Origin of the sequence: Rhodoferax sp., from assembly GCF_018063565.1 — a bacterium.
GTDB lineage: Bacteria > Pseudomonadota > Gammaproteobacteria > Burkholderiales > Burkholderiaceae_C > Rhodoferax.
The window spans coordinates 1-2,643 of record NZ_JAGPBB010000190.1 but is presented as its reverse complement, the minus strand read 5'-3'; the positions used below and the strand labels follow the sequence as shown (position 1 = coordinate 2,643).

Sequence of the window (2,643 nt, the reverse complement as noted above, 5' to 3'; positions counted from 1 at the left end):
GGGTACAGATTCACCACCAGTACGTCGATGGTGTCAATCTTGTGTTCAGCCAAAGCGGCCATGTGGGCAGGCACATCGCGGCGCGCCAGCAGGCCTCCGTGAACGCGGGGGTGCAGGGTTTTGACGCGACCATCCAGCATCTCGGGAAATCCCGTCATATCGGCCACTTCGGTCACGGGTAGCCCTTTTTCAGCCAGCAACTTGGCGGTACCTCCGGTGGAGAGCAGCTTGATGCCCTGCTCGTGCAGAGCCCGGGCGAGTTCGATGATGCCGGTTTTGTCGGACACAGAAAGTAGTGCGTTCATGGTGGAGCGGGCGTAGTTAAAAAATGGGGGCGGCTGCTCAAACAGTTCGCGCAGCGCGATCAATCAATCAGTCGGTGTTCCAGCAGCTTCTTGCGCAGGGTGTTGCGGTTCAAACCCAGCCACTGCGCAGCCTTGGACTGGTTGTGCTCGGCCTGCGCCATGACCACTTCAAGAAGGGGTTTTTCGACCGCGCGCACCAGCATGTCGTGCATGCCGCCAGGCTCGGTGCCGCGCAGGTCGCGAAAGTAGCCTTCCAGGCTGGTACGCACGCTTTCCTCAAGCAGCTTCTTGCTCATACAACACATTCCGTCATGTCTCGTCCTCTTGTGTTGGCCACACCGCCGCTTGACGGGATGCGGTCCATCTTCTCGTTCAAACCATCAAAAAACTGCTCTACCGCAGCCACCTGGCTCACACTGTCCTGCAAGGCATTCATCTCGTTGCGAAAAGCCTCGCCACCGGGCAGATCACGCACATACCAGCCAATGTGCTTGCGCGCCGAGCGCACGCCGATGAATTCGTCGTACAGGCTGTAGTGGTCGTACAGGTGCTCCACCAACAGCCGTTTGACTTCACTCACCAGCGGTGGCGCCAGGTGTGTGCCGGTCGCCAGAAAGTGTGCGATTTCGCGAAATATCCATGGCCGGCCCTGCGCCGCGCGGCCAATCATGATGGCGTCCGCTCCCGTGGCCCGCAGCACGTCGCGCGCTTTTTCGGGAGTTGTGATGTCGCCGTTGGCCACAACCGGAATCTGCACCGCAGCCTTGACGGCGGCAATGGTGTCGTACTCGGCCTCTCCCTTGTAGCCCTGCTCGCGGGTGCGACCATGCACCGCCAGCATTTGCACGCCAGCCGCCTCAAAGGCGCGCGCCAGTGGAACAGCATTCTTGTGCGCCTGGCACCAACCGGTTCGCATCTTCAGTGTGACGGGCACATTGCGCGGCGCACATGCGGCCACGACCGCTTCAACGATGGAAAGGGCCAGCGCTTCGTCCTGCATCAGGGCCGAGCCCGCCCACTTGTTGCAAACCTTTTTGGCCGGGCAACCCATATTGATGTCAATGATCTGCGCGCCACGCTCGATGTTGTACACCGCAGCGTCGGCCATCATCTGTGGCTCGGTGCCGGCGATCTGCACGGCAATAGGACCGGGCTCACCAGCATGGTTGGCCCGGCGCGACGTCTTGAGTGTCTTCCACAAATCCGGCCGCGAGGTCACCATCTCACTGACTGCATAGCCCGCCCCCAGGCGCTTGCAGAGCTGGCGAAAAGGCCGGTCTGTCACGCCCGCCATGGGTGCAACAAACAGGGGATTCGCCATGGCAAAGTGGCCGATGTGCATGCGGATGGATAAGAAAAAGGGGGTGGGGTTTGAAACGGATGACGCGGGTCGCAGCCTATTCTAGCTGCCTAAAATTTCAGCAATTGAAATCCGCAGAAATACTTTGCGCACGCCCACCACACCTGCCCAAGTGCAACCTACACTGCCCGTATGCCCGAATGGATCAACACACTGCTTGCCTTGCTGTCACTGCCCCAGTACAGCCTGAGTACGGTATTTGTGGTCTCGTTCATCTCGGCCACGCTGCTTCCGCTGGGGTCGGAACCGGTCGTCTTCGCACTGGTGCAACTCAATCCTGATCAGTTCTGGCCCGTGGTTCTGGTGGCAACGGCAGGCAACACACTGGGCGGCGCAGTGGACTGGTGGATGGGCTACGGCGCACATCAGGTCGTGGACAAATACCGGCACTCGCCAACCCATACCAAGGCACTCGACTGGCTGGAGAAATTAGGACCCAAGGCCTGCCTGCTGGCCTGGCTGCCCGCTGTGGGCGACCCGCTGTGTGCCGTGGCAGGCTGGCTCAAGCTGCCGTTCTGGCCATGCCTGGCTTATATGGCAATTGGCAAGTTTGCGCGCTATGTGACGATGACGGCGGTGTTGATCGGGCTGGTCAAGATCTGGTGAGTTGGCCCTGGTTGATTAAGATGCCGTTGCGCGAGCTGTTTTGCTTTTTCAAATAACGTGCACCCAAATGGGCACAACGTAGCGCTCAAGGAGAGTGAATGTCTGGTGATCCGCAAACCCGTGGCGTCACAATGTCGCATGAGCAAGTCCTGCGACACCTTCGCCGCGCCAATGGCGTTGCGCGGCGGGCCATGGCACTCGGGCGACATCCTTTCGGGGCGGTTCTGATTGCTCCGGATGGCGAAACCGTTCTGGCCGAACAGGGCAACGTGGATACGGTCAATCACGCCGAGTCGACCCTGGCGCGCGCCGCCGCAACCAACTTCGCAAGTGATTACCTTTGGCAATGCACGCTGGTGACCACGGTGGAGC

General features: G+C 60.2%; 3 protein-coding genes and 2 pseudogenes. 2 read left to right on the top strand and 3 right to left on the bottom strand.

The genetic code is table 11. The annotated features are described in order from the left end of the window. The 3 genes and pseudogenes from purH to dusB form a co-directional block, all read right to left on the bottom strand. Positions 1-305, bottom strand: a pseudogene (gene purH, locus KBF66_RS19480) (bifunctional phosphoribosylaminoimidazolecarboxamide formyltransferase/IMP cyclohydrolase); the annotation flags it as partial. Between the two features lie 59 nt (positions 306-364). Then, entirely contained in the window at positions 365-601 is a 237-nt protein-coding gene (locus KBF66_RS19475; RefSeq protein ID WP_296661413.1) for a helix-turn-helix domain-containing protein, read from the bottom strand. Further along, positions 598-1,647 (bottom strand): tRNA dihydrouridine synthase DusB, encoded by a 1,050-nt coding sequence (gene dusB / locus KBF66_RS19470; RefSeq protein ID WP_296661411.1) that lies wholly within the window; start codon positions 1,645-1,647, stop codon positions 598-600. Before dusB ends, KBF66_RS19475 begins: the two co-directional genes overlap by 4 nt. 150 nt (positions 1,648-1,797) lie before the next feature. On the opposite strand from dusB, the gene KBF66_RS19465 reads away from it, so the two are divergent. Next, positions 1,798-2,271, top strand: a complete 474-nt coding sequence (locus KBF66_RS19465; RefSeq protein ID WP_296661409.1) for a YqaA family protein — start codon at positions 1,798-1,800, stop codon at positions 2,269-2,271. Positions 2,272-2,402: 131 nt separating this feature from the next. Further along, positions 2,403-2,643: pseudogene (locus tag KBF66_RS19460) on the top strand (nucleoside deaminase); the annotation flags it as partial.

Bases quoted from the DNA above. Each gene is read 5' to 3' on its own strand.
- KBF66_RS19475 (WP_296661413.1), bottom strand. From the start codon at position 601: ATGAGCAAGAAGCTGCTTGAGGAAAGCGTGCGTACCAGCCTGGAAGGC.
- dusB (WP_296661411.1), bottom strand. From the start codon at position 1,647: ATGCACATCGGCCACTTTGCCATGGCGAATCCCCTGTTTGTTGCACCC.
- KBF66_RS19465 (WP_296661409.1), top strand. From the start codon at position 1,798: ATGCCCGAATGGATCAACACACTGCTTGCCTTGCTGTCACTGCCCCAG.